We start from the raw sequence: 23,839 nt of genomic DNA on the forward strand, positions 1-23,839 counted from the left end.
CCTTACAATTCAGTAAGCCTTTAAGAAAGCAGGTTTTTGGGGAGTAATAAGAAGATGATCGGTAGATAATCTTTTAAACTGACCCGTAACTGTTTTAAGGCTTGCTGAATACGGTAATTTACCGTCTGGGTGGAAACTTGCAGGATTTCGGCAATCTCTTTATAACTTTTATTTTCAAAGCGATGCATTACAAATGCCTCCCGGTAACTGGGCGGTAAAGCATGTATTGCCTCAAAGATATGCTTTTTCAGCTCTTCCGTTTGATAGAAATCGGTGTCCTGTAGCATTTCCAGCATATATTCGTAGAAACGCGTTTCAGCCCGCAATTGTGACTGTTGGCGAGTAAGTTGATTGATGCATTTGTGGTAGACTGCCTTGTACAGGTATTGGCTGAAGGAGGTGTTGAAGGTTTGTATTTCCCGATTTTCCCATAACCATAACATGACATCCTGCACGATCTCTTCGGCATCTTCCAGACTGACAAATCGATTTGCATACGTACATAACATCGGATAGTATCTTCTGAATAAGGTACCATAAGCCTTTTTATCCCCATGTTGCATGGCTGATAACAGAAATGAATCATCTATCGCTTGTGAGGTATTTTTCATATCACTTTCTCCCTGGTTGCAAAGGTAGGTTTTTTGTCGTAGAAAAAAAATATCAAAAAAAAGTGGATTTCCGTTTAGTAATCTGTCGGAGTTCTCTTGTCTAATATATAAACAGGGATAAAAGTGTAGATGGAAACATTCAATATAGATAAGATAGAAGAGATTCTTCCCCGGTATTGTTCCGGTGAGGCAACGATAGAAGAATGCCGGATGGTAGAGGAATGGATTGGGCAGTCGGAAGATAATTACCGGATTGTCAAACAAATGTATGCCATCGATCAGGCAATGGGAACGGTGCGGATGGAATTGCAGGTGAATACAGAGAGGGCTTTGGCTTCCGTCAACCGTAAAATGAGTAAGGAACATTCGCTCGTAAACTGGTTTACCTGGGTACAGCGGGTGGCAGCTATTCTCTTTGTTCCCCTTCTTATTATCTGGGGCATCGAGCACTTTACTCCCCGGACTGAGATTGCCCGGATGATCGAGATAAAAACAAATCCGGGAATGACGACGACTGTCGACCTTCCTGACGGTTCCAAAGTCTATCTTAATTCGGAATCTTCTTTGACCTATCCTTCTTCTTTCAGTGGAGAAAAGAGAAATGTTCAACTAAAAGGAGAGGCCTTCTTTGAAGTACAGAAAGATCCTGAGCATCGTTTTATCGTATCCGGTCCTTGTCAAACGCAGATTGAAGTCCTGGGAACGTCTTTTAATGTGGAAGCATTCGAGAGAGATTCGTTTATCTCCACAACGTTGGTGGAAGGGAAAGTCCGCTTTGCTTATCAGAAGAATCAGAAACTTGCTACGGTAGAGATGAAACCCGGACAAAAACTGCTGTATGATACAACCTCTTCTCTGGTTAAGCTGTTCCGGACAAGCGGTGAAACAGAGACTGCCTGGAAAGACGGAAAGATTGTTTTCCTGGCAACTCCGTTACCGGAAGCATTGCGGATGTTGGAGAAACGTTTTAATGTAAACTTCGTATTATCCAATGACCGCCTTCGCAGTGAAGCCTTCAACGGTACTTTCACAAACCAGCGTCTGGAACGTATATTGGAAATATTTAAAATATCATCGAATATAAAATGGCGTTATCTGGATACCCAGAATACGACAAATGAGAGAGCGAGAATAGAAATTTATTAATCTAATTGAAAAGATCATGAAAAGCAAACCACCCTAAAGAAAAACATCCGGAGAAATATTGGCGTATTTCACCGGATGAAAAGAAATCATTTAAAACGCTTGTTTGGCGACAAGCATAGTAAATCATTTTTTATTAATTAGATCAGTACAAAGTTATGCAAAAACATTTTAATACCCAACAGTTTTGGGTAGCAGAGTTTCTGCGGTTTATCTTAAATAAAATACCGAGAGTTATGAAGTTATCAGTCTTCTTACTATTATGTTCCATAGGTTTGGCGCAAGCAACAGATAGCTATGCACAGAAGGCTACAGTGAATCTGGAGATGCGGAACCAAACGGTAAAGGAAGTGTTGGATGAGATCGAGGAACAATCAGATTTCTCTTTCTTCTTTAATATCAAACATGTCGATCTGCATCGGAGAGTCTCTGTCGTAGCTAAGAAAAGCGATATATTTAAAGTGCTGGAAACTGTGTTTGCTGGTACGGATGTGCGTTATTCGGTGGTGGATAAGAAGATTATTTTGTCGACGGAAAAACAGGAACTTCAGCAAAAAGAGGGAAAAAGAATAAAAGGAGTTGTTAAGGATGAACGTGGTGAACCTATTATAGGGGTAAATGTGATAGAGAAAGGAACAACAAACGGGATAGTCACTGATGCTGATGGAAAATATGAGTTGACAGTTTCTCCCGAAAGTACTCTTTCTTTTTCTTATATAGGGTATAATACACAAGAGATAAAAGTAGGAAAAAGCGAAGTGATGAATGTTTCTCTTCGCGAAGATACAGAAGTTTTGGATGAATTAGTTGTTGTGGGATATGGAACGCAGAAGAAAGTGAATTTGACGGGAGCTGTTACAGAAATAAAATCAGAAGACTTTATTGAGGACAGGCCTATAACACAACTTGGACAGTCTTTACAAGGTAAAGTTGCAGGTTTACAAGTTTCCAAATCAAATGGTAAGCCGGGATCAGGTTATTCATTTAATGTCCGTGGTACAACTTCATTAAATGGTGGAGGACCATTGGTTCTCGTTGATGGTGTTGAAATGAATGCCAATACGATTCCACCTGAAGATATTGAGTCTATTTCGGTATTAAAAGATGCCGCTTCTTCTGCTATTTATGGAGCACGTGCAGCATTTGGTGTTGTTCTTATTACTACAAAATCAGGTACTTTTGATAAAAAAATTGAAGTCAATTATTCCAATAACATATCTTGGAGTAAACCGACAGATTTACCTGAAAAAGTTGATCCTGAAACTCAGATAAAATATGGTGGATATGCATGGGGTAATAAATCAGGATCTTATGATAGTTATTGGGGGCATAGTGTAAGTACCTGGTTGGATTTATATGAAAATACGACAGAAAGGAATACGTATAAAATTGTTGATGGAGTATTTTATCCATTAGGTAATACTGATATGATTAAGGTAATGACTGAAACTGGTTTCCTTCAAAGACATAATGTTTCTGTCAATGGAGGTAGTAAGAAAGTTGCTTATCATATTAGTGCAGGATTGATGAATCAAAATGGTGTGTTGACCAGGGATAGGGATAAATATAGTAGAAAAAATATAAGTATTAAACTAAATTCTAATGTTACCGATTGGTTGTCATTACAATTATCTTCAAGTTATATTAGGAACAAAACTGAATTTCCGTATATTCCTCAAGGTGATTGGTATTTATATAGTGTATCTTATCTTCGTCCTACGTTTTGGCTTACAGGGATAAACGACATACATAATTTACCCTATGGTTATTCACCTCAGATTATAGATTATGGTGCACAGAATTATAATTTAAACAATAATTATAATCTACAATTTATGACGACAATTAAACCTATAAAAGGTTTAGAATTGAATGTAAGATATACTTATAGGAGAAATGATGGAGAAGATTTCTTTCATCAAAACAGTTATCAGACTGTACATCCTATGAGTGGTGGTGTTGAATATTATAAAAATGAGGTGAATTATTTACAACGAGATGATAAATCAAGCAATTATCAGGTATTTGATTTGTGGGGGCAATATGAAAAATCCTTTGGAAATCATAAATTCAGATTAATGTTAGGATATAATCAAGAATTATATACATCTCGCAGTTTCTTTGCAAAAGGAGAGAAATTGGTTTCTGATAATGTTCCTTCACTGGATTTGTCAATGGGTAATACTTATGTCGGTGATGATTTGAGTGAATGGTCTACCAGATCAGGATTCTTCCGATTTAATTATAACTATAAGGAAAAGTATTTATTGGAAGTGGTAAATCGATATGATGGTTCTTCTAAATTTAGAAAAGACAGTCGATTTGTTTATTTGCCTTCTGCCTCTTTAGGTTGGCGAGTATCGGAGGAAAGTTTTATGGATTGGTCAGATACTTTTTTAGATAATTTAAAATTAAGAGCATCTTATGGGATACAGGGAAATCAGTCTATTTCTCCTTATGCATTTATACCAACCTACGGAACCGGATTATCTAATTGGATAGTGGCAGGAAAAAAGGCTGTAACAATAACACCTAGAGGAATTGTAAATGATAATTTCACATGGGAAGAGGTGAAAAATTTGAATTTAGGTGTTGATTTAGGATTATTTTCCAATCGATTGACATCAACATTTGAATGGTATTCTAGAAAAACGGAAGGAATGTTGATGCCGGGTGAAGTTTTACCTGGTGTTTTGGGAACAAGTGTTCCAAAAGAAAATGCGGCTGACTTACGTGTTAATGGCTGGGAGTTGTCTGTAAATTGGAATGATCAAATAGGTGATTTTTCTTATAATGTAGGTTTTAATCTTTATGATTATAGAACTAAGATTGTGAAGTTTGCTAATCCTACTGGATTATATACTAGTAATTATGAAGGAGAATATTTAGGAGAGATTTGGGGATACGAAACTGATCGCTTTTTTACAGAAGATGATTTTATCGTAGATTCTGAAGGTAATAGAAAATATAAAGACGGAATTCCAAATCAAGACATAATAACAGGTAACAGAGTGCCAATGCCCGGAGATGTAAAGTATAAGGATTTGAATAATGATGGTAAAATAGATTATGGTAATAATACATTAGAAAATCCTGGTGATAAGCGTATAATAGGAAACTCATCACCTCGTTACCAATTTGGAGTTAATATGGGAGCTCAGTATAAAGGGTTCGATATGTCCCTGTTCTTCCAAGGTGTTGGAAAAAGGGATCTTTGGATTAGTAATAGTTTAATATTTGCCTTCTCTGAGAGTTATGAGTCTTTGTTTAAGCATACTATGGATTTTTGGACTCCTGAAAATACAGATGCTTATTATCCTAGACCTATTGCTGATTGGGCATGGAACAGACAAGTTCAAACAAAATATTTACAAAATGCAGCTTATGTTAGATTGAAGAATTTAACAATAGGCTATTCATTACCTAAATCGTTATTGTCTAAATTATATTTATCAAAATTACGCTTGTTTGTAAGTGCTGAAAACTTATTAACGTTTACACCATTACCTAAAGGTATAGATCCAGAAATAGGAGGTAGTCATACTTATCCATTTGCTAAAGAGATTTCTTTCGGTGTAGATATTAAATTTTAAAATTGTAAGTTATGAAGAAGAAAACATTATTAGTTACAATACTTTTGAGTACGGCTTTTTCTGCATGTAATGATAGTTTTCTGGAAAAATATCCGGGAGATAAGATGACAGAAGAAACTTTATGGCAATCAGAGGCTGATTTTAGAGGATATGCATTGAACTTATACGACTTTCATGGATTTGGAGTTGGGAATGATCAGAATGTAATTCAAAATAATTCAGATGAAATTTGTCGGGGAGCTATGAACCAAAATAGCCGAATATTTGATCGAAGAGTAATTCCGGAGACAGGTGGTTCATGGAGCTGGAAAAAGTTAAGGGATATAAATATAATGGTAACTGCCGCAAGAAATTGTAATTTGGATGAAGATGTTAAATTGCATTGGGAGGGAGTTGCACGTTTTTTCCGAGCTAAAGAATATTTTTCAAAGGTAAAAGCATTTAATGATGTACCTTGGATTGGAAAGGAGTTAACAACTTCTAGTGAAGAGTTATTTAACCCTAAAGATCCAAGAGCATTAGTCATGGACTCTGTTTTGGCGGATATAAACTTTGCTGTTGAACATATCCGTATAGATGATGAGGAAAATCAAGTGAATAGAGATGTCGCTTTAGCCTTAAAATCTGAAATTTGTTTGTTTGAGGGTACTTATCGTAAGTATCATAAGGAGTTGAATTTACAAGATTGGGAAAAATGGTTGAAAGAGTGTATAAAGGCTTCAGAAACATTAATGGAAAGAGGTTATACCTTGTGTGAGGATTATAGATCCTTATATTCATCTTTGGATTTGGCAGGTAATCCGGAAATTATTCTTTATAAGCAGTATGAAGCTGGTGTTATATCAAATCAAATGACAACTGCTATATCTTCTGGAGAATCTTCTACCGGTACATTTGGGGGAACAAAGGATGCGGTTGAAGCTTACTTATGTAAAGATGGACTACCTTATGGTGTAAGTCCGTTACATCCAAAAGCGATAGCAGGAGAACCTGAATTTTTAGAAGAAGAGTTTAAGGATAGAGATCCACGCTTGTTGATGTCGTTTGTTTTACCGTATAATGATTCTAATCCAACTCAACTTCCGGCCATGGATCATAATTATTCAGGAGATTTACCTCCATTTATGCCGGCTTTTACAGGTGAGGGTTATATTCATTCTCCTTCTGGTTATCATATTTATAAATATTGGAATCCAGACTCACCCAATACAGATGCAACTACCGGTATAACAGATGCTCCGATTTATACATTAAGTATAATCTTGCTAAATTATGCTGAGGCAATGGAAGAGTTGGGTTTATGTACAAATGATGTTTTGGATAAATCCATAAATTTATTGAGGCGAAGAGTTGGTATGTCTGATTTAACGGTTGAATTTGCTAATAAAATAAATGATCCAAAGAAAGGTAAATTTGCGCCTGAAATTTCACCTTTGTTATGGGAGATTCGAAGAGAAAGACAAGTAGAATTGATATTTGACGGTTCTCGTTTTTCTGATATTTTACGTTGGAAAAAAGCCAGTTATTTCTCAAAACCTTTTGTGGGTTGTTATGTGGATCTGGAAAAAAGGCCACAAGCTGCCTATAATGAGGATGGAACACCTAAATTTAAAGCAATCTTGGGCGATCGTGAAGGGAATGTGATACCAGGAGCGACAAAAGGTTATGTTTTACCATATAATGGTGAGTTACAACCTGTATATAGTGATAATGATTTGAAGCTATATTATGAACCTATAAATAAACAAGAATTGACTTTAAATCCTAATCTTACTCAGAGTCCAGGTTGGGAGAATGAATAATAATAACATAACATGGTTTGGATTTTCATCCAAACCATGTTATTACATTGGAAAATTATGAAAAGAAAGTTGTTTATATTTGTATTTTTATTTTCAGTCTTTAAAGTAGTATCTCAAGAGCAATTTCATGCATTAGAGGAACATTGGGAACCCCAATGGGAAAAAATAAGAGTAACTTCTTATAATATATTATCAGCATTTAATAAAGAGGAGAGAAAAGATCAATTGGTGAATTGGTTAAAGCAACAAGATCCGGAGGTGTCTGCTTTTCAAGAATTGAGTATGACTCAGAAACAGTTTGCGGATTGTGCTAAATTATGGGGACATCCTTATGTGATTATTTTAAAAGAAAAAGGATTATCTGTAGGAATATCATCAAAAAAACCAATCGAGGTAATATCTAAGAATATGAGTTTTCACCATGGTTTTTTACATGTGAAAACTTTTGGAATAGATTTTATTGTAACACATTTACATCCAGGTTCTTGGAAAAAGAGATTGAAAGAGGCAGATATATTGGTTGATTATATAAACACCAATAAGCTAGACAGTTTGTTTTTGATGGGAGATATGAATGCTCATTCACCGATGGATGCAGACTATTTAGAAAATAATTCAGTATTACTACCATTGATGCGAGGAGGAATTAACAGTGAAAATTTCCCCGCAGGGAATTTTGATTATTTTGCTATTTCAAAATTGTTAGGTACTCCTTTGTTGGATGTTATACAACCTTTTGTTCCTGTAGAAAAGAGGATGTCTTTTCCGAGTCATTTGTTAATGACGACATCAAAGCAAGATTATCGTTTGAAAAAAAGAAAGGAAAGAATTGACTTTATATTAGCATCACCTAAAATAGCTCCTTTTGTAGTTGATGGTTATGTGTTTAATGGGAGGGAAACAGATTATATATCGGATCATTATCCAGTTTGTGTGGATATATTGGTTGATAAACGGTTAGAGAAATAATATTTCCTTACTATTGATTTTGGATAAATCATTCAGCTCCGAAAGATAATTTTTCTATATTGTGTTGTTAGAGCAATTATCTGACTTCAAATATATTTCTACAGATTTTGTACTTGCAATAGTTTAATTTGATAATACTATTGACTTTTTAAAGGATTTATGGATAGAAGACGTTTTTTACAATCAACTATTACTTTTGTGAGCGGATGCGCTATAGCTCCGTTTTTAAATGCTTGTGGAAAAGAGGTTAATGTGAGGTTTGGTTTAATAACAGACTTACATTATGCATTTAGAGAGTCAAATAATACAAGGTGTTATAAAGATTCTTTCGCAAAAACACAAGAAGCATTAGATGTGTTTGAAAAGCATAATTTAGACTTTATTATAGAATTAGGAGATCTAAAAGATCAAGGTTTAAATCCTCAAAAAGAAGAGACAATCTCTTATTTAAGGGATATAGAGAAGTTATTGCAAAGTTTTTCTGGAAGGGTTTATCATGTTTTAGGAAATCATGATATGGATAGTATTTCGAAATTAGATTTCCTATCTAATATCAAGAATCCTGATGAAGTAAATGGTAAAAGCTATTATTCATTTAAGCATGGTGGATTGAAATTTATAGTTTTAGATGCAAACTTTAGGGAAGACCAAAGTGATTATGATTCTGGTAATTTTAATTGGGAGATCGCATTGGTTCCAGATAAAGAGTTAGAATGGTTACGACAAGAATTGCATGAAGGTAAAGAACCTGTTATTATATTTATACATCAGCTATTAGATAAGGGTTCAGGCTTATACGAGGGTTTGTATGTAAAGAATGCTGAACAGGTAAATCAAGTATTAATTGAATCTCAACGTGTCTTAGCTGTTTTTCAAGGGCATCATCATGAAGGATCTTATTCTTTTCAAAATCATATTCATTATTTCACAATGAATGGTATGATAGAAGGGGATTTTCCAGAAAATAATGCTTATGCGATAGTTGAAGTATATCCAAATAAGAATATAAAGTTAATAGGATTTGGAAATACGCCGAGTAAGGATTTGAAAAGTTGTTGAAGGTTAACAAGATTGAAGTACATTAAAAAGGTTATAGTCGTCCTGTCATTTGCCATTGCAATATTACAATAGACATTATATAGATTAAATTGTTATATAGCTCATTTTATGACTGATTCTAAAGTTGTGTAACCCACAAGCAATAAGAATCACCATATCTTCGAAACCGAATTTATGGCATCTAAATCGTTCTTTGACAATACGGCATTTTTTTAGCGGCTGTCACTATGAACCTTATAGTAGCAGTCGCTATTGTTTTGTTAAACCTGTATGTTGCATTCGTGGTCAGTTCCCATATACCTCCTATTGTTTTGTCAGTACACATTCCGGATGTTTCAACTTCCATTTGTGTGGAAGTAGATTCAAAAGTTCTTCTTGAGTTGCCTTTTTGTGATAAGGCATTTGTGCGATGACATCGTTCAGGTATACCCTTGGGTTTACATCAAGTGCCTTACATGTGGCCAGCAAAGAACATATGACAGACATATTAACCGCTGCTTCGTGATTACCACAGAAGAGAAGATTTTTTCTGCTCAAAGTAATGGGTCGTTGGACATTTTCCGCCAGATTATTATCCCAGTACAGGCGGCCATCGTCCAGGCATCTCATAATATTATCCCATTTGGTATAGGCATATGTAATGACCTTGCCTGTCAAAGAACTTGGACTGTATTTAATGCCTTCTGTCTCCATCCAGACCTTCATTGCCTCCATGATTGGCCTGGACAGTTCCTGACGCGTCTGTCTGCGCTCATCATATGACAGGCCGGCTTCGTCACACTGACGTTCTATTTTATAGATATGCTGTATCTGAGTCAGTGCATGTTGGGCCATCTCCCTGTTTTCATCCAACGTTTGCTCAAAATGACGACGGATATGAACCAGACAGTTGAGCAGCCGCACGTTGGGGTTGGTTTTGAAGGCTGTTTCATAGCCTGCAAAACCGTCACATTGAAGATATCCCTTGAAGTTATATTGATTTGCCAGGGATTCGATGACCGCTCCGGCTCGTGATCCTCCGTCGTAATGGAAGATGACCAGTTTCTCCATGACTGATCTTACCATCCAAAGATATTCCTTGTCGGCCTTGTGCTTTTCCCTGTTAATGACCGGAACTGTAGTCTCGTCCGCTTGTACATAGTCGCAGAAGAAGACTTCCCGTTTGAGTTCTTCATACAGAGGCTTAAGCAGTTCTACTGTTTTCTTGAACCAGCCGGTCAGTGTACTTTCGGTCAGACCTTTCATTCCAAGATGGCGGTATTGTTGTATCTGACGGTAGAACGGGACATGATATTCATACTTCTGAAGCAATATTTCGGCAAGAAGACTGGTATCAGCGATGCACTTGTCGACCGGCATCAGCGGCATGGGAGCTATTTCTACGCCTTTCGGTTCTATTGTATCGGTCTCCAATACGGGTAAGTCCTCTGTCATTTTGCGGTTCTGACGATTTCGTTTTCCGTCTTCCACCGATTCCTTCTCAATCTTTTTCACAGCCTCGTCCCGCTTTTCTTCCACCTGTTGCCGGAGTCCGGAAAACTCGCCGGCAAAGAGATCGGGCATATTAGGATCATATACGCGGAGTTTCTCCGATTTACGACCAAAGAGCTGACGGTTCAGCCATGCGACCTGAGCCGTCAACTCCTTGATACGTTCCTGCAGATTTTTTATCTGTTCGGATTGATTCTTATTAGTAGTAGACAATGAGACTATAGAGGCATTCAGCCCTTCTGTCGTCTTGAGTAATATTTCCTTTTCTTCCATTGTCTGTACCTTTTTGTTGATGTAAATATACTAAATTATAGTGAATTACACAACAATATCCGTACTTTTGCTCTCACTGAGAAGCATGTTATACATGGTATTCCTTACGTTCAGCCCTCAACCGCCGGAGCCTCTGTTCCGGGTTTTCCTGTATGCCTTCAACCATCATCACCAGGTCGCGCCACTCCATGGGGTAGCTGTTTGATTTGGAATCATACTCCGGCAGTTTGAAGCGACCGGCCTCCAGGCGTTTTACATACATTACCATACCTCCGTCTTCGGCATGAAGCAGTTTCATGAGTCTGCGGCTGGAGCCGATGAAGATGAAGACATCACCGTTCCTCACTTCACTGTTCATCTTCTCATGTACCACTCCGCATAGCGAACTGATACCCTTGCGCATATCTGTCCTGCCCGGACACAGGAAGTAGCGCATCGTGTCGTTCAGGTTAAACATGGCCGCCTCGAAGACTTTGGCTTAAAACTTCCATCAGTATATCTTTTGAACCGCTTCCAAAGTGGGCACGAAGCCCATTGGGAAACAGCAGGGCCACACCATAAAGCAATTGTTCTTCCTGGAAAGACTCCGTAACTGCCTGTTTAAAACTGATGGGAGCCAACTCCTGTCTGACACTGTTACTGTCAGCGGAACATTTTCTACGCCGGTAGTGATAGGTTGAATAACTTACACCTATCTGTTGAAGGTACGACTTCAACGGCAGGTTGCTTTGTTGCACCTGTAATTCTAATTCTTCAAATTCTTGTCTGTTCATAATAATTGAGATTTGATTGTATTCGCTGCCGCAAAGCTACAACCAAACCTCAAAGTCTAAAAGGTGCATTTCTTCGAATGCTTACGAAAATTGTTTCCGTCGCGGACTTTCTCATGACCTTAAACTACCATTTCGATTATGTAAAACGGTGTTTTGTGTCGGCAAAAACGGCACTTATTCGGAAAAAGAACAGTTCCCCATCCGTTTTCTTTCGGGCGAGAACTATTTTGGTGCGGTTGCCCTGATGATGGTAGAGGTATCTTTTTTCAAACAAAAGTTTTTTAATAATCCATTATCTCTATTTTTTAATTACTTTTGTCTTGGTACGAAAACAAAAGCAGATTATGGCAACACTTTATCCGATAGGTATACAGAACTTTGAAAGTCTTCGTAAAGACGGTTTTCTTTATGTTGATAAGACCGCATTGATTTATCAATTGGTTCAGACGGGACGTTATTATTTCCTGAGCCGCCCCCGCCGTTTCGGTAAAAGCCTGTTGATATCTACTTTGGAAGCCTATTTCCAGGGAAAGAAAGAGTTATTCAAAGGTTTGGCGATGGAGCAGTTGGAGAAGGATTGGATAGAGTATCCGATTCTGCATTTGGATTTGAATACCGGCAAGTATGACTCGGTGGAACAATTGATGTATGTCTTGGATGATACGTTACATAATTGGGAACTCCTGTATGGGCGTTCGGAAACGGAGAAGACACCTGAACTTCGTTTTAAGGGAATTGTTCGCCGTGCATATGAGAAGACGGGGCGGCGTGTGGTCATCCTGGTGGATGAATATGATAAGCCATTGTTGCAGGCGATTGGCAATGAAGCACTCCAGGAAGAGTTCCGTAATATGCTGAAACCCTTCTATGGGGTATTGAAGACGATGGACGGTGCGATCCGCTTTGCCTTGCTGACCGGTGTCACGAAGTTTGGCAAAGTAAGCGTGTTCAGCGATTTGAATAACTTGGACGATTTGTCCATGCGTGATCCGTATGTAACCCTTTGCGGCATATCGGAAGAAGAGTTGCATGCCTATTTTGATGACGATATCCATGCATTGGGAGCTTCGTTGAACCTCACGTTTGAAGGGACTTGTTCTTTGCTGAAGAAGCAGTATGACGGTTATCATTTCACGGCAGGCAGTCCGGGCGTTTATAATCCGTTCAGTCTTTTGAATGCCTTTAAATATAAGCAGTTGGGTAGTTATTGGTTTGAGACGGGAACCCCCACTTATTTGGTAGAATTGTTGAAGCGCACGGATTATGACTTGTATCGCATGGCGCATACGGAAACGGATGTGGACGTGTTGAACAGCATTGATGCCGTTTCATACAATCCCATACCGGTCATTTACCAAAGTGGTTATCTGACGATCAAGGATTATGATCCGGAGTTTAAGATGTACACGCTTGGTTTTCCAAACGAGGAAGTCGCCGAAGGTTTTACCCGTTATCTGTTGCCTTTTTATACATCCGTAAAAGCGGGTGACACCGCATTCCAAGTTCAACATTTTGTTAGAGATATCCGTAAGGGTGATGTGGATGCGTTCTTAGTTCGCCTTCAAAGTTTCTTTACCGATACGCCTTACGAGTTGATCCGCAATTTGGAGGTACATTACCAGAATGTCTTGTTTATAGTTTTCAAGCTGGTCGGTTTTTATGCCCAAGTGGAATATCGTACATCACGTGGTCGTATAGATTTGGTGTTGCAGACCGACCGTTACTTTTATGTCATGGAGTTCAAGTTGAATGGAACGGCAGAAGAGGCATTGCAACAGATCGAAGACAGGCAATACGCTTTGCCGTTCGCATCCGACCCGCGGACTCTGTTTAAAATCGGTGTGAGTTTCGATAATGAAACGCGGAATATTGCGGAGTGGATCGTCCGGTCGTAAGATTCTCTTTCTCTGAAAAAAGTTTTTCGAAAATAATCCTTCATTCCTTCATCTGTAAAAGCTTGTTGTTTATTATCAATGTTTTTCAGATGAAGGCAATGAATAAACCCTAGTGCTTCGATACCCGTTTTTCTCCAATTTACCTTCATCGATCAGCTTTTTCAGGTCTTCTAAAGCACGATACTTGGAACAACCTGTCAGTTCCCGGTAATCGCTGCAAGTGATATAGTGATGTTTTTCCAGATATTCCATCAGCCTGCGGACCCGTTCCCCGAAAGGGGGTAACACTCCTTTTCCTTCCGGCATGCGTTCCAGATCCATTGTTTTTAATTTACTTTTCAGGTATTTTCCGCAGCGGAAGTTGACATTCTTGAAATGAATCGATTCGCTACGGATTTCCTTCTTATCCATGACCGGGCGTGAAGAAAGCGAAACGCTGAGGAAGCCAAAATTCTCTACTTCGACATTGTAGCCTTGTTCCAATCTGTCGGCTACCACATCTGCAAGGACCCGTAAAGCCCCTTTGATGTCTGCTCCCGAAATTCCCGAACGGTTTTCGACTTCTTCGATTAAATCGTCGGTATGGAGTGTCCCGAGAGGTACTACACGCGGATGCAACGCTTGTTTTTTCTTCTCTCCAGTAGGGTTCGGAGTGCGAACCATTCGATATCTTGCACACATATCAGTTATTGTTTAAGGTGTAACCAGGCATCCGGTAATGCCGGAGTGCTTTCTTTTAATTTATCTGCCAACTGTCATACGCTTGTTTGAAAGCTGACAAACGCTTGTAAGACTACTGTTGAATAAGCGTTTGACAATTGACAAACAAGAAAGAATAACGCACTAAAGATATAAATAATAATCGATAGAAACCTTGTTGTCCATAGCTTTTTTTCTTATCTTTAAACAGAAAATACACCTTAAATTACAAGCAAATGAATATAACACAGTATAAAGACGGAAGTAAGTCCGTTAAAACCTTTTCGCTTAGTGAATTAGTCGATACGATGAAGGACCGTGCGTCCGGTCGTGCAGTAGAAGAATTCCGGGACAACCCGGAGGATACTCCTCCGGGTTGTCCTTGTCCGGCGGCAAGTAAACTGCCCCGGATTGTTTTTGGTGCCGAATACCGGAAGAAGAACGGAGAGATGAAAATGGCAGCCTACAATGGTCTTGTCCTTCTCGAAGTCGGTAATCTGTCCGGGTATACGGAGGCGACGGAGGTGCGACGGAAGGCAGCCGGTTCGCTGCAAACACTGCTTGCTTTTATCGGCTCAAGCCGTAAAAGTGTGAAGATTGTTGTACCTTTTACATTGCCGGACGGTTCTTTGCCTCGTAACTGTGAACTGGCGGGGTGGTTTCATGCACATGCTTACCAATTGGCACTCAATTATTACCGGATGCAATTGCAGCGGGATATCGCTTTCCGGCAACCGGTTATAGAGCAGTCTTGCCGTATCTCCTATGATCCCGATCTTTATTATAATCCGGCGGCTGTTCCGGCAACACTCGAACAGCCTTTGCAAATGCCTGGCGAACCGACTTTTCGCGACGTGAAACAGCAAGAACCGTTGCCGCTTCAGCGGATGGAGGCGGGGCACGAACGTAGTAGTTCTGTTTATCTGCTCTATCAGGTAGCTCTGAAAAAGGCGATAGAGGAGGTGAAAAAGGAACTGGGGGATGCGGAAGAGGACACGTTGTTGGTCCGTTTGGCAGAGAATTGCCTGCGGGCAGGCATACCGGAGGAAGATGTGCTGAAATGGTCGTATGCGAACATGCACTTCCGGCGTAGTGAAACGGAATTGCGGGCGGCTGTGCATAATGCCTATCTGCTGGATAAATATTATGGTGTTGGTCCGGTGATGCCGGCTTGCCAGAATCTGGTGCTCCGGATGGAAGAGTTTATGAAACGACGGTATGAATTGCGACGGAATGAGTTGAAAGGGGAGGTGGAGTATCGCGAGCGGCGTTCCTATTATTATGATTTTTTCCCGGTCACAGAGGAGGTGCTCAATACGATCTCTTTGCATGCACAAGCCGAAGGACTTGATTTATGGGATCGCGATGTGAAACGCTATATCTATTCCAATAAGATACCGCTGTTCAATCCGCTGGATGATTATTTGGATCATTTGCCCGAATGGGATGGGAAAGATCATATCCGTGCATTGGCGGATACCGTGCCGACATCGTCGAAACTGTGGCGCAATCATTTTTATCGCTGGTTTTTGGGGCTGGTTGCCCAATGGAAACAGATGAGTAGCGTGTATGCCAACAGTGTCTTGCCTTTGCTGGTGGGTGAGCAGGGATGTGGAAAGTCTACCTGGTGCCGTAATCTGTTGCCGCCTGTTCTGCGCGACTTTTATACGGATAGCATTGATTTTGGGAATCGCCGTGACGCCGAACTGATGCTGCATCGATTTGCCCTGATCAATATCGATGAGTTCGATTCGGTGGGGGCTTCCCGCCAGTCTTTCCTGAAACATCTGCTTCAGAAGCCGGAGGTGAATACCCGCAAGCCTTATAAATCGAGTGTTCGGGTGTTGAAACGGTATGCCGGATTTGTCGGGACTTGTAATAATATGGACCTGTTATCCGATCCGACCGGTAGCCGTCGTTTCCTTTGTGTTGAAATTAAAGGGGAGATCGACCGCCGCTATTTGGTTGACCATGACCAGCTATATGCTCAGGCCATTTATTTGTTGCGGGCAGGCGAACGTTATTGGTTTACGCATGAAGAGGAACTGGCTGTTACTCGGCAGAATGAGGCATTTGAGCAAGTGCCGGTGGAAGAGCAGTTGTTGTTGCAGTATTTTCGTGCCGTTCCTGTTGGGGAAGATGGAGGCGATTGGTTATCAGTAGCTGAGATCATGCAACATATCCGTAAGCGTAGCCGCCTTAGTTTCAGTAACACAACGATCAATGGCTTTGGCCGTTTGCTGCGCCGAAATAACTATCCTTCTCGCCACGCTTTGCGTGGAAATTTGTATCATGTAGAGGAGATCGGATGATATTCTTCATTTTGTTCATCTGCAAGGCGTTTATTCTTAGTGTTATAGCTTTGCGGATGAATAAATGAAGGAAAAAATTGGAAAACTTTTGAGTAAGAGTTACGGCAATAGTTACTTTATTAAAGACTGCTTATGTGGATACCCGGTACAATCCGCAGAAGATTAAGGAGTATGCGGAGAAAGTTTTGTGAAACTTGTCAGAAATCCGCGTCGCCGCAATCAAACGGTTTTATCTTTTCTAATTCTTCCAACTTTGCTAATTTCATGTTCACATCATAAAGGTTGCTATTTTCTTTATATTCTCGTAAGCTTCCTTTATACGTCTTTTTTCATCGTCAGAAGCTGGTTTCACATCCTTAATGGATTGATTAAAATGCTTTGCGTCTTCTCCAAATATGATTGGAGTCTCTTTTATCGGTTTGGCCATCGTAATAATTGTTTATAGTTTATAAATCCGATACAAAGATAAATATTATTCTTGATCTTTCTCCTATTTAGTTTAGGAAAGATCAAGAATATACGAATGAATTAAGACTATGTTTTGTTAAACATACAATTTTTTGAAAGGGAGATTACTTAGCTTTGTAAAATCCAATCAGGTTCTACGAATTTCTTTATTGCCTAATTAGAATTAAATCACTAACTTTGCGGCATTTTTAGAAGAAAGATAAATATAACGCGAAATGAGTAAGAAATTTGCCGAATATTCTAAGTTTGACTTATCGAATGTCAATAAAGAGGTGCTGAAGAAGTGGCAGGATGGCGACATCTTCCACAAGAGTCTTGAAATCCGCGAAGGATACCCCTCATTTGTATTTTACGAAGGACCGCCTTCTGCAAATGGTATGCCGGGTATTCACCACGTTATTGCCCGTTCGATTAAGGACATTTTCTGCCGTTACAAGACCATGAAAGGATTCCTGGTCAACCGTAAGGCAGGATGGGATACGCACGGCCTGCCGGTTGAGTTGGGCGTGGAGAAATCCATGGGTATAACCAAGGAAGATATCGGCAAGAAGATTTCTGTCGCTGACTATAATGCAGCTTGCCGCCGCGATGTGATGAAGTTTACCAAAGAATGGGAAGACCTCACTAACAAGATGGGCTATTGGGTGGATATGGAAAATCCGTATATCACCTACGATAACCGTTACATCGAAACGCTGTGGTATCTGCTGAAAGAATTATATAAAAAAGGTTTGCTGTACAAAGGATATACGATCCAACCGTATTCGCCGGCAGCCGGAACAGGTCTTAGCTCACATGAGTTGAACCAGCCGGGATGCTATAAAGATGTGAAAGATACGACTTGTACGGCACAATTCCATATCCTCGATCCGAAGCCCGAAATGGCACAGTTCGGTGATGCATTCTTCCTGGCATGGACGACTACTCCGTGGACATTGCCTTCAAATACGGCTCTTTGTATGGGACCGAACATCTCTTATGTGGCTGTTCAGACTTATAACCCGTATACCGGTATGCCGATGACGGTGGTATTGGCGAAGGATTTGATGGGTGCGCATTTCAATCCGAAAGCTGCCGACCTGGAATTATCTGATTATAAGATAGGCGATAAGCTGATACCGTTTAAGGTGGTTGGCGAATGGAAAGGTTCCGAACTGGCCGGTATGCATTACGAGCAGCTGATTCCGTGGGTAAATCCGGGCGAAGGTGCTTTCCGCGTAATCAATGGTGACTTTGTGACAACCGAAGACGGTACGGGTATCGTACATATCGCTCCGACTTTCGGTGCGGATGACGACCGTGTGGCTAAGGTGGCCGGTGTGCCGCCGTTGATGATGATCGACAAGGATGGCTACAGACGTCCGATGGTGGATATGACCGGTAAGTTCTATCTGCTGGAAGACCTGGATCCTGAATTCGTACAGACCTGTATGAATGCGGCCGACTATGATCCGTTCCAGGGTAAGTTCGTAAAAAATGCGTACGATCCGGAGAAAACCGATAAAGACGAAACATTGGATATCGAAATATGTATGATGCTGAAAGTGCAGAACCGCGTGTTCCGCATCGAAAAGCATGTACACAACTACCCGCACTGCTGGCGTACCGACAAACCGGTGTTGTATTATCCGTTGGATAGCTGGTTTATCCGCACAACAGCCTGCCGTGATCGTATGATCGAACTGAATAATACGATCAACTGGAAGCCGCAGAGCACCGGTACGGGACGTTTCGGTAAATGGTTGGAAAACCTGCAGGACTGGAACTTGAGCCGTAGCCGTTATTGGGGTACTCCGTTACCAATCTGGCGTACGGAAGACGGAACGGAAGAAAAATGTATCGGTTCGGTGGAAGAACTATACAACGAAATAGAAAAGGCTGTTAAAGCCGGATTCATGGAAAGCAATCCTTATAAGGATAAAGGATTCAATCCGGGTGAATATAATAAGGATAATTACGAAAAGATCGACTTGCACCGTCCGTATGTGGATGAGGTGATCCTGGTTTCTGAAAGCGGTAAGCCGATGAAACGTGAGACAGACCTGATCGACGTTTGGTTCGACTCAGGTGCGATGCCTTATGCACAGATCCATTATCCGTTCGAGAATAAGGAAATACTGGATAACCGTACGGTTTATCCGGCCGACTTTATCGCGGAAGGTGTCGACCAGACACGTGGTTGGTTCTTTACCCTGCATGCGCTGGCAACAATGGTATTCGATAGCGTGGCTTATAAAGCGGTTGTTTCCAACGGTCTGGTATTGGACAAGAATGGTAATAAGATGTCCAAACGTCTGGGAAATGCTGTCGATCCGTTCTCTACAATCGAACAATATGGTTCCGACCCGTTGCGTTGGTATATGATTACGAATGCATCTCCGTGGGATAACATCAAGTTCGATATCGACGGAATGGATGAAGTGCGCCGTAAGTTCTTCGGTACATTATATAATACCTATTCATTCTTCTCACTGTATGCAAATGTGGACGGCTTCGATTATTCGGAACCGGATGTTCCTCTGAACGAACGCCCGGAGATCGACCGCTGGATTCTTTCTTTGCTGAATACATTGGTGAAAGATGTGGACGGTTTCTATGATACCTACGAACCGACCCGTGCGGGACGTGCTATCTCCGAATTTGTAAACGATAACCTGAGTAACTGGTATGTACGTCTGAACCGTCGCCGTTTCTGGGGTGGTGGTATGACAACCGATAAGTTGTCGGCTTACCAGACTTTATATACTTGCCTGGAAACGATAGCCAAGTTGATGGCTCCGATTGCTCCGTTCTATGCCGATCAGTTGTTCTGCGACCTGATTGCTGTAACCGGACGTGAGACGGTTGAGTCTGTCCACTTATCCGATTTCCCGAAATATGATGAAGCATTGATCGATAAAGATCTGGAAGAACGTATGAAGATGGCGCAGGATGTTTCGTCCATGGTGCTGGCTTTGCGTCGTAAAGTGAATATCAAAGTTCGTCAGCCGCTTCAAACCATTATGGTGCCGGTTATGGATGCCCATCAGCAGGAAAGTATCGAAGCTGTGAAGAATCTGATCCTGAACGAAGTGAATGTGAAGGAACTGAAGTTTGTCGATAACGCTGCCGGAATCCTGGTAAAACGTATCAAGCCGGACTTTAAGAAGTTAGGCCCGCGTTACGGTAAGATCATGAAGAGTCTGGCTGCCGCTATCCAAAGCATGAGCCAGGAGGATATCCTTGCTTTCGAAGCTGCCGGAACATTCACGTTGAATGTGGAAGGACAGGATGCAACTATCGAACGTACGGATGTTGAAATTATCTCGGAAGATATCCCGGGCTGGTTGGTTGCCAATGAAGGCCGTCTGACCGTAGCTCTTGATATCACAGTCACTGAAAGCCTGCGTAAGGAAGGTTTGGCACGCGAATTGGTGAACCGTATCCAGAACTTGCGTAAGAGCAACGGTTACGATATCACCGATAAGATTGTCGTGACTGTTCTTTCGACCGATGAGATGGATGACGCAATTAAGGAATTTAATGAGTACATTGCGAACCAGGTGCTGGCTGTATCTGTTGAAATAACGGAACATGCCATAAGCGATGCGACCGTCCTTGATTTCGAAGATTTCAATCTGTCGGTACGAATCGAAAAAGAGTGATTTTTTCTATAAAAAAGAAAGGCGTCCCTTGTTGCATATAAATATTATCGTATATTTGGACTGCGACTTGGTCGCCTGATATATATTATGAATTGTGGAACCTAAAATTAAATGAACCATGGCAGAAAAGACTAGATATTCGGATGCTGAACTCGAGGAGTTCCGCGCCATTATTTTAGAAAAGTTGGAGGTAGCCAAGAAGGATTACGAGTTGTTGAGATCGGGTGTAACCAATTCTGATGGTAACGATGTGGCTGATACATCACCAACATTTAAGGTGTTGGAAGAAGGTGCCGCAACTTTGTCGAAGGAAGAGGCCGGACGTTTGGCACAACGCCAGATGAAGTTCATACAGAACTTACAGGCTGCTTTGATCCGTATAGAAAATAAAACGTATGGCATTTGTCGTGAAACGGGTAAACTGATCCCGAAGGAAAGACTGCGTGCCGTTCCTCATGCTACTTTGAGTATCGAAGCAAAACAAGGAGGTAAGAGATAAATGAAATTTTCTAAAGGTTGGGGAGCAGTGTTGATTATAATGCTGCTCCTTATTCTTGACCAGGCTCTCAAAATTTGGATCAAGACACACATGCAGTTGCATGAGAGTATAGAGATTACCCCGTGGTTTTATCTCTATTTTACCGAGAATCCGGGAATGGCTTTCGGTATAGAAGTAATAGGTAAGTTGTTTTTGTCGATATTCCGCATTGTGGCGGTCGGCTTTATCGGTTATTACCTGTATAAGCTTGTAAAGGACAAATATAATTTCGGTTTTATTGCTTGTGTCTCGTTGATATTTGCAGGAGCAATCGGTAATATTATCGACTCCGTATTTTATGGAGTGGTATTTGATCATAGTTTCGGTCAGATCGCATCTTTTATGCCTGCGGGCGGAGGGTATGCGGGATGGCTGCACGGGAAAGTAGTGGATATGTTTTATTTCCCGTTGATTCAGATGGTATTGCCTGACTGGCTTCCTATCTGGGGTGGGGAGGAGTTCGTCTTTTTCCGTCCTATCTTCAACCTGGCGGATTCAGCAATCTGCGTAGGTGTTTTCTTATTATTGATATTTTACCGGCATACCTTGTCGGCCAGTCTCTCTAAAGAAAAAGAAAGTAATAAATAAATGCGGAATAAATTGCGCAGATATGGTGTCGCATTGTTGACGGCAGCTTTGTTGGTTTCCTGTAGTAAGGTGCCTGATGGTATTTTGTCGGAAAAGGAAATGAAGGCTGTCCTGATCGATATGCAACTGGCTGAAGCTATGATCAGCACGGATTATAAAAAGTATAGCGACGATGCTGAGAAAGAAGCGCTTTACCAGTCTGTATTCCGCAAGCATAAAATAGAACAGGCTGTTTATGACAGTTCGCTGGTCTGGTATGGGCGTAACCTGGATGTGTACATGCAGGTTTACGACTTGGTACTGGCCGAACTGAATGAACGGCAAAAGGCGCTGGGAGATGTGCAGGCAAATGCCGCTCCTGTATCAAAGCAGGACTCTGTAGATATCTGGCCGCGTCTTACTTATCTTACCTTAGAACCGAATGCCCTGTTTAACGGGATAGCGGTCGATATTAAACCGGAAACCAACTATCCGTCCGGCAGTACGTTTGTATTGGGAATGCGTGTCTGGGGATTGAACGATGCGATGAAGAATCGTCCGGAGATCCGTCTGAGCGCAAATCAGGGCGATACGATTATTACCGTAAACGACAAAATTCTTCGCGACGGTTATCATGAAACAACGTTAAGGACTTTGCCTACCAAACAGGTAAAGAGCGTGTATGGTTTTATCCGCCTGAACGGAAAAGATGATTCCACCTCTTATTTCAAAGTTTATGTGGATAGTTTGAATCTGATGCGGTATAACTACGGTCGGTTACCGGAAAACGACTCCATACAAGTAGCACGTAAGGATTCCATAAAGAATTAGATCAAAATATGCGCAGGATTGCTTCGCATTATATATACTGGCGTAAATGGTACCGTATGCATTATCTCGAATTGGATGCGGAGGGACGTTTGACCGGTGTGTATCCTTTGGAACAGGAGATTGCGAATACAGAATTTTATGACGGTACTTTATTGCCGGTACCGTCAGACATTACTTTTCCTCCGGTTGGAGTTTCTTCTTTAGCGGAATGGCTGGCTGTTACGGATTCAGTAACCGTAGACTCTCTGGTACAAGTCTGCCATTTACCCCGCATTTCCCCGACGACGCCTGAACTCGGCGCAGACTACAGCAGTGGCGATTGCTACGTTCAGCGACTCTGATGTTTCCCTGTCCTGAGGGTAATTAGGTATATACAACTTTTCATTGACAAGTGTTTCTATTTCGGGACGGATACCGTTTCCTTCATTTCCCATGATGATGATACCTGTTTCCGATAATTCTTTCGTGTACATGTTCTCTCCGTCAAGAAACGTTCCGTATAACGGGATTTGTTGTTCTGCCTGTTTTTTCAGGTAGCCATGCAAATCCGTATAATGTACTTTTACATGGACGAGAGCTCCCATAGTGGCTTGTACTGTTTTGGGACTGAATACGTCGGCGGTGTCCTGGCTACAAACAATATGTTCGATGCCGAACCAGTCTGCCAGCCGTATGATCGTACCGAGATTACCGGGATCTTGTATCCCGTCGAGGGCAAGGATTAACTGGGTTTTCGGGTCGGCATCTTCCAATGACCAGGCCGGACGTTTGAAGACGGCCAGTACGTCCTGCGGGTTTTTCAAGAAACTGGCTTTCCGTATATCATCGTCGTCAGCTTCCAATAATTCCTTAGCGGGAATGTCGCCTTGTGTTGCCATCCATGACGGTTTGGCTATCAGCAGGTCGCATTCGAATGCATGTAACATGTCTGCCACCAACTTATTTCCTTCGGCAACAAATGCATTTAACTCGTTACGAAACTTCTTTAATTCCAGTGAACGGATCTGTTTTACTTTAGACTTACTCAGCATCTTTACTCTTTTTACAAAGCAAAAGTACAGGAATTTATTTAATTTCAGTTACATTTCATTGAAAAGTGGATATAAGGTAAATACATTACAATTCTCCTTTTATGAGGATTGTACCTATTATTTTTGTGGAGTATGAAGGG

19 protein-coding genes are annotated in these 23,839 nt (G+C 41.0%); 12 read left to right on the top strand and 7 right to left on the bottom strand.

Annotated elements, in window-relative coordinates:
• Positions 1–20: 20 nt before the first annotated feature.
• Positions 21–611, bottom strand: coding sequence for an RNA polymerase sigma-70 factor (locus NBH15_RS13080; RefSeq protein WP_122327199.1), 591 nt, complete (start codon positions 609–611; stop codon positions 21–23).
• Between the two features lie 129 nt (positions 612–740).
• Here NBH15_RS13080 and NBH15_RS13085 point away from each other — a divergent pair, with 129 nt between their 5' ends.
• The 5 genes from NBH15_RS13085 (at position 741) to NBH15_RS13105 (ending at position 9,177) form a co-directional block, all read left to right on the top strand.
• A complete protein-coding gene (locus NBH15_RS13085; RefSeq protein WP_250822807.1) occupies positions 741–1,757 on the top strand; it encodes a FecR family protein in 1,017 nt (338 codons plus the stop codon).
• A 233-nt stretch (positions 1,758–1,990) separates the two neighbouring features.
• Positions 1,991–5,347 carry a TonB-dependent receptor gene (locus tag NBH15_RS13090; RefSeq protein ID WP_167769553.1) on the top strand — a complete coding sequence of 1,119 codons (3,357 nt, stop codon included), beginning with the start codon at positions 1,991–1,993 and terminating at the stop codon, positions 5,345–5,347.
• 11 nt (positions 5,348–5,358) lie between these two features.
• Complete coding sequence (locus NBH15_RS13095; protein WP_046145145.1) at positions 5,359–7,149, top strand: RagB/SusD family nutrient uptake outer membrane protein; 1,791 nt, start codon at positions 5,359–5,361, stop codon at positions 7,147–7,149.
• A gap of 57 nt (positions 7,150–7,206) precedes the next feature.
• Positions 7,207–8,118: an endonuclease/exonuclease/phosphatase family protein gene (locus tag NBH15_RS13100; protein ID WP_046146364.1), complete on the top strand. Its 912-nt coding sequence runs from the start codon at positions 7,207–7,209 to the stop codon at positions 8,116–8,118.
• A gap of 159 nt (positions 8,119–8,277) precedes the next feature.
• Positions 8,278–9,177, top strand: coding sequence for a metallophosphoesterase (locus NBH15_RS13105; RefSeq protein ID WP_046145144.1), 900 nt, complete (start codon positions 8,278–8,280; stop codon positions 9,175–9,177).
• Between the two features lie 303 nt (positions 9,178–9,480).
• On the opposite strand, the gene tnpC is transcribed toward NBH15_RS13105, so the two are convergent.
• From tnpC to tnpA, 3 genes are all read right to left on the bottom strand, one after another.
• Positions 9,481–10,941, bottom strand: a complete 1,461-nt coding sequence (tnpC, locus tag NBH15_RS13110; RefSeq protein WP_046145143.1) for an IS66 family transposase — start codon at positions 10,939–10,941, stop codon at positions 9,481–9,483.
• An 88-nt stretch (positions 10,942–11,029) separates the two neighbouring features.
• Complete coding sequence (tnpB, locus tag NBH15_RS13115) at positions 11,030–11,398, bottom strand: IS66 family insertion sequence element accessory protein TnpB (protein ID WP_046145142.1); 369 nt, start codon at positions 11,396–11,398, stop codon at positions 11,030–11,032.
• Entirely contained in the window at positions 11,391–11,714 is a 324-nt protein-coding gene (tnpA, locus tag NBH15_RS13120; protein ID WP_046145141.1) for an IS66 family insertion sequence element accessory protein TnpA, read from the bottom strand. The genes tnpB and tnpA overlap by 8 nt, the downstream gene beginning before the upstream one ends.
• Positions 11,715–12,055: 341 nt before the next feature.
• On the opposite strand from tnpA, the gene NBH15_RS13125 reads away from it, so the two are divergent.
• Positions 12,056–13,609: a PD-(D/E)XK nuclease domain-containing ATP-binding protein gene (locus NBH15_RS13125; RefSeq protein WP_187386425.1), complete on the top strand. Its 1,554-nt coding sequence runs from the start codon at positions 12,056–12,058 to the stop codon at positions 13,607–13,609.
• Positions 13,610–13,684: 75 nt separating this feature from the next.
• Here NBH15_RS13125 and NBH15_RS13130 read toward each other — a convergent pair whose 3' ends face one another.
• Positions 13,685–14,290 (bottom strand): HU family DNA-binding protein, encoded by a 606-nt coding sequence (locus NBH15_RS13130; RefSeq protein WP_046145139.1) that lies wholly within the window; start codon positions 14,288–14,290, stop codon positions 13,685–13,687.
• Between the two features lie 254 nt (positions 14,291–14,544).
• On the opposite strand from NBH15_RS13130, the gene NBH15_RS13135 reads away from it, so the two are divergent.
• Positions 14,545–16,620, top strand: a complete 2,076-nt coding sequence (locus NBH15_RS13135; RefSeq protein WP_046145138.1) for a BT4734/BF3469 family protein — start codon at positions 14,545–14,547, stop codon at positions 16,618–16,620.
• A gap of 268 nt (positions 16,621–16,888) precedes the next feature.
• Here the strand turns inward: NBH15_RS13135 and NBH15_RS13140 are convergent, their stop codons facing one another.
• Positions 16,889–17,047: a hypothetical protein gene (locus NBH15_RS13140; protein WP_199676316.1), complete on the bottom strand. Its 159-nt coding sequence runs from the start codon at positions 17,045–17,047 to the stop codon at positions 16,889–16,891.
• A gap of 256 nt (positions 17,048–17,303) precedes the next feature.
• On the opposite strand from NBH15_RS13140, the gene ileS reads away from it, so the two are divergent.
• From ileS to NBH15_RS13165, 5 genes are all read left to right on the top strand, one after another.
• Complete coding sequence (gene ileS, locus NBH15_RS13145; protein ID WP_250822808.1) at positions 17,304–20,732, top strand: isoleucine--tRNA ligase; 3,429 nt, start codon at positions 17,304–17,306, stop codon at positions 20,730–20,732.
• A gap of 118 nt (positions 20,733–20,850) precedes the next feature.
• Positions 20,851–21,231, top strand: coding sequence for a TraR/DksA family transcriptional regulator (locus tag NBH15_RS13150; RefSeq protein ID WP_007657507.1), 381 nt, complete (start codon positions 20,851–20,853; stop codon positions 21,229–21,231).
• Complete coding sequence (locus NBH15_RS13155; protein ID WP_250822809.1) at positions 21,232–21,858, top strand: lipoprotein signal peptidase; 627 nt, start codon at positions 21,232–21,234, stop codon at positions 21,856–21,858. It abuts the gene before it with no gap.
• Entirely contained in the window at positions 21,859–22,668 is an 810-nt protein-coding gene (locus NBH15_RS13160) for a DUF4296 domain-containing protein (RefSeq protein ID WP_250822810.1), read from the top strand.
• Between the two features lie 8 nt (positions 22,669–22,676).
• The gene (locus NBH15_RS13165; protein ID WP_128134345.1) at positions 22,677–23,009 is read left to right on the top strand and encodes a hypothetical protein; all 333 of its coding nucleotides are present in this window, start codon (positions 22,677–22,679) and stop codon (positions 23,007–23,009) included.
• Here the strand turns inward: NBH15_RS13165 and NBH15_RS13170 are convergent.
• Positions 22,932–23,699: a TrmH family RNA methyltransferase gene (locus NBH15_RS13170; RefSeq protein WP_122327208.1), complete on the bottom strand. Its 768-nt coding sequence runs from the start codon at positions 23,697–23,699 to the stop codon at positions 22,932–22,934. The genes NBH15_RS13165 and NBH15_RS13170 overlap by 78 nt on opposite strands.
• Positions 23,700–23,839 lie beyond the last annotated feature (140 nt).

Source organism: Parabacteroides caeci, assembly GCF_023656795.1.
Lineage (GTDB): Bacteria > Bacteroidota > Bacteroidia > Bacteroidales > Tannerellaceae > Parabacteroides > Parabacteroides segnis.

What these genes read in the sequence shown, in the direction of transcription:
- NBH15_RS13080 (WP_122327199.1), bottom strand. Translation starts at nt 611, where the DNA reads ATGAAAAATACCTCACAAGCGATAGATGATTCATTTCTGTTATCAGCC.
- NBH15_RS13085 (WP_250822807.1), top strand. Translation starts at nt 741, where the DNA reads ATGGAAACATTCAATATAGATAAGATAGAAGAGATTCTTCCCCGGTAT.
- NBH15_RS13090 (WP_167769553.1), top strand. Translation starts at nt 1,991, where the DNA reads ATGAAGTTATCAGTCTTCTTACTATTATGTTCCATAGGTTTGGCGCAA.
- NBH15_RS13095 (WP_046145145.1), top strand. Translation starts at nt 5,359, where the DNA reads ATGAAGAAGAAAACATTATTAGTTACAATACTTTTGAGTACGGCTTTT.
- NBH15_RS13100 (WP_046146364.1), top strand. Translation starts at nt 7,207, where the DNA reads ATGAAAAGAAAGTTGTTTATATTTGTATTTTTATTTTCAGTCTTTAAA.
- NBH15_RS13105 (WP_046145144.1), top strand. Translation starts at nt 8,278, where the DNA reads ATGGATAGAAGACGTTTTTTACAATCAACTATTACTTTTGTGAGCGGA.
- tnpC (WP_046145143.1), bottom strand. Translation starts at nt 10,941, where the DNA reads ATGGAAGAAAAGGAAATATTACTCAAGACGACAGAAGGGCTGAATGCC.
- tnpB (WP_046145142.1), bottom strand. Translation starts at nt 11,398, where the DNA reads ATGTTTAACCTGAACGACACGATGCGCTACTTCCTGTGTCCGGGCAGG.
- tnpA (WP_046145141.1), bottom strand. Translation starts at nt 11,714, where the DNA reads ATGAACAGACAAGAATTTGAAGAATTAGAATTACAGGTGCAACAAAGC.
- NBH15_RS13130 (WP_046145139.1), bottom strand. Translation starts at nt 14,290, where the DNA reads ATGTGTGCAAGATATCGAATGGTTCGCACTCCGAACCCTACTGGAGAG.
- NBH15_RS13135 (WP_046145138.1), top strand. Translation starts at nt 14,545, where the DNA reads ATGAATATAACACAGTATAAAGACGGAAGTAAGTCCGTTAAAACCTTT.
- NBH15_RS13140 (WP_199676316.1), bottom strand. Translation starts at nt 17,047, where the DNA reads ATGGCCAAACCGATAAAAGAGACTCCAATCATATTTGGAGAAGACGCA.
- ileS (WP_250822808.1), top strand. Translation starts at nt 17,304, where the DNA reads ATGAGTAAGAAATTTGCCGAATATTCTAAGTTTGACTTATCGAATGTC.
- NBH15_RS13150 (WP_007657507.1), top strand. Translation starts at nt 20,851, where the DNA reads ATGGCAGAAAAGACTAGATATTCGGATGCTGAACTCGAGGAGTTCCGC.
- NBH15_RS13155 (WP_250822809.1), top strand. Translation starts at nt 21,232, where the DNA reads ATGAAATTTTCTAAAGGTTGGGGAGCAGTGTTGATTATAATGCTGCTC.
- NBH15_RS13160 (WP_250822810.1), top strand. Translation starts at nt 21,859, where the DNA reads ATGCGGAATAAATTGCGCAGATATGGTGTCGCATTGTTGACGGCAGCT.
- NBH15_RS13165 (WP_128134345.1), top strand. Translation starts at nt 22,677, where the DNA reads ATGCGCAGGATTGCTTCGCATTATATATACTGGCGTAAATGGTACCGT.
- NBH15_RS13170 (WP_122327208.1), bottom strand. Translation starts at nt 23,699, where the DNA reads ATGCTGAGTAAGTCTAAAGTAAAACAGATCCGTTCACTGGAATTAAAG.